The organism is Acinetobacter lwoffii (genome assembly GCF_022809915.1).
GTDB classification, from domain to species: Bacteria; Pseudomonadota; Gammaproteobacteria; order Pseudomonadales; family Moraxellaceae; genus Acinetobacter; species Acinetobacter lwoffii_M.
Window position 1 is genome coordinate 1 of sequence record NZ_JALGQY010000070.1, and the last position, 2,522, is coordinate 2,522.

Below are 2,522 nucleotides of genomic sequence, written 5' to 3' on the forward strand. Positions count from 1 at the left end.
GTCCATGGTGATAAAAACCATCATAAACCAGACATTTTTATTGGTGAGAATATAGACACTTTAAATGGGTTCTAACAACGAAATTTCGTATAACCGCCATTATGTTAAATGGAATCAATATTAGAGGAATTTTCTTTTATACTAAATGAAAATTTATGATATTTAACTCAACTTATGAATCCAACAATATGAACCGTACCGGGTTTGTCGGAGAGTCAATATTCTGAGAGACTATCCCGATGACAAAATTAAAATATACCCCTGAAATCAGAGAAAGAGCGGTTCAATTACTAATTGAATCTGAAAAAGATTATCCATCGAATTGGGCAGCAGTTTCCGCAATTGCTCCTAAAATTGGCTGTACTCCTGAAACACTACGTATTTGGTATCAAAAATATTTAGATAAACAAAATCCAGTTAAAGTACAGCAGCTTTCAGACCAAGAACGTATCAAACAACTCGAACGCGAAAATAAAGAACTGCAACGCGCCAATGAAATTCTACGTAAAGCAGCCGCTTTTTTCGCCCAGGCGGAGCTCGACCGCCCACACAAATAATGGTGGATTTCATCCATAACAATAAAGACTTATATGGTGTTGATGCGATTTGTAGGATTTTACCGATCGCAGCTTCAACCTATTACCGGACTCTAGATCTCTGCGAAAATCCAGAACATCGAGCAAAGCGAGATTTACATGACTTGCATCATGCTGAGGAGATTAAACGAATTTGGAAGGAAAGTTCAGGTCGATATGGTGTACGTAAAGTCTGGCAAAAATTAAAACGTGAAGGCTATATTATTGCACGCTGTACTGTTGCTCGATTAATGAAAAAGCTAGGTATACAAGGTGTTTGGCGAGGTAAGAACAAACAAACCACCCGTAGCCGAGATGATCAAAAACGAGCGAATGATTTAGTGAAACGTAATTTTAGTGCTGATCATCCAGATCAGCTGTGGGTCAGTGACTTTACGTATATTCAAACCAAGTCAGGTTGGGTCTATACCGCATTTATTATTGATGTGTTTTCACGAGCAATTGTTGGATGGAAAGTATCAACACGTATGAATACAGATATGGTGCTTGATGCATTAGAACAAGCTTTGCATGATCGAGGTATGCCAAAGAATGTAATTCATCATTCCGATAGAGGTGTGCAATATCTTTCCATTCGCTATACCAATCGTCTAGAAGCAGCAAATTTACGAGCGTCAGTCGGTACAACTGGTGATTCATACGATAATGCTTTGGCTGAAACAGTGAATGGCTTATACAAAACAGAGGTGATTGAATATTTAAAAGCAGATTGGCAAGGTTTAGCGGATGTACAACTTGCGACACTCAACTGGGTAGATTGGTTCAATAAAGAGCGTGTACACAGTGCATTGGGTTACAAGTCGCCTTTTGAGTTTGAAGCAATGTACTATGATAAGATTAACCCGTTAGGTCAGGTGGCCTAACTTAAATAAAAAAGTCTCCGACAAACCCGGTACGGTTCAATAGATACAATTTTAAGAAAAATAGATAGCTTAAAGCTTACTCAAGATTTTTTCTTTGTGATGAATAAAACTATTCACTTAAGATATGCCACTGTTTATGAAATACATGAAAAAGGATTCATAAACTTAGGCAATACTGAAGATATATTTCAAAAAATACATGATCTTATGGATAGTGATGAATTAGATAATGGAATTTACAGTTATTATTCTATTGATAAAAAAGTAATACATCATACTGATTACAATCCTGAATTATTTTGGGATGATGCGATGGAGTTAATTCTATATCAAACTTATGAGGTAACACCATTTGATACAGAACGACAAGCTCAATTAGAAGAGAGTCTTTCACAAGAAAAAATCAAGAAAACGCTTGTATATGCTTGCCATGTTAATTTAATAGATCAGATAGATTTTTTATTATCAAAAAAAATAAGTAAAGGTGAGTTAAATAGAGGTCTTAAAGGTGTAGGAACTCCTTTAGGATTGAGCATTGAAAAAAATAATACTGATTTAGCTAAGAAGTTATTAGAACTTGGTGCAGACCCAAAGAAAAAATCATTTGCCTATACACCACTTGAATTGGCATTTAGATATTCAGATGAAATGGTCTTTTATTTTTTTGAGCATTTTAAAGAATATTTTATTAAGACAGTGACACAAAAGGGCTTAGCTATTGCTGGACTCAATCAGAATACTGAAATTTATAAATTACTGATAGATTTAGGTTGTGATCCTCTCGGTAAAGATCCAGTTTTCCAAATGCCACATGTTTTCGTAGATTATAATAATTTATACGGATTACAGTTCTTAGCTGAATATGGAATAGATATGAAACATAAAAACAAATACAAGGAAACAGCATTTGAAAGAGCACGGAAGCAAGCAAAAACTGAATTAATGAACTACCTAGAAACATTTAATTAGGTTTTCTAAAATACATAAGACCTCTTTCATAAATCATTTTTTGCTCAGTTCCAAGTTGTAGATTCCAGCGATTAAATTGAATCTCAAACCAAGC

2 protein-coding genes and 1 other annotated feature are annotated in these 2,522 nt (G+C 34.8%); both genes read left to right on the forward strand.

Annotated features, from left to right (window positions below; genetic code table 11):
- The first annotated feature begins 239 nt into the window (after positions 1–239).
- Positions 240–1,459, forward strand: a protein-coding gene (locus MTX11_RS16360; RefSeq protein ID WP_243475602.1) for an IS3 family transposase whose coding sequence is annotated in 2 segments (ribosomal slippage) — positions 240–516 and positions 516–1,459 — 1,221 coding nt in all. Because the reading frame shifts where the segments join, the coding sequence is not laid out codon by codon here.
- Positions 515–631, forward strand: a sequence feature (AL1L pseudoknot). (Overlaps the previous gene by 117 nt.)
- A gap of 99 nt (positions 1,460–1,558) precedes the next feature.
- Positions 1,559–2,428: an ankyrin repeat domain-containing protein gene (locus MTX11_RS16365; RefSeq protein WP_243475603.1), complete on the forward strand. Its 870-nt coding sequence runs from the start codon at positions 1,559–1,561 to the stop codon at positions 2,426–2,428.
- The last annotated feature ends 94 nt before the right edge of the window (positions 2,429–2,522 follow it).